This window comes from Paraburkholderia sp. SIMBA_053 (assembly GCF_046534895.1).
In the GTDB taxonomy this organism is placed as follows: Bacteria; Pseudomonadota; Gammaproteobacteria; order Burkholderiales; family Burkholderiaceae; genus Paraburkholderia; species Paraburkholderia caledonica.
In genome coordinates, this window is sequence record NZ_JAWRXU010000314.1 from 1 (window position 1) to 328 (window position 328).

Sequence of the window (328 nt, forward strand, 5' to 3'; positions counted from 1 at the left end):
CAGACACAAGCTATTCTAAGATTCGTCAACTAAATAAATCAGAAGCTTATGTTGAATGAGGCGAAAAGCCTGGTTGCTTAAACCTTGGTGGAGAGCAATGGATTAAGAACAATCCATCCTATGTGAAGTTTAGTAAGAAAAGCACGGTGGATTCATCTATTGTAGGTAAGCGTGTTATTTCTAAAGTGGACAACCTACGTTTCTATGATTCTGCTTCTTGGCAGGATAAAGATGTTGTTGGTTCTGTAGATGAGGGATTAGGATTCACGATTGATGCGAAAGTAACTGTCAATGGATCGTCGCAATACAAAGTGCACAATAGTAAAGG

At 39.0% G+C, this 328-nt stretch carries 1 pseudogene; it reads left to right on the forward strand.

What is annotated here, in order from left to right:
• Positions 1-146 precede the first annotated feature (146 nt).
• A pseudogene (locus tag SB753_RS35785) lies at positions 147-328 on the forward strand (N-acetylmuramoyl-L-alanine amidase family protein); the annotation flags it as partial.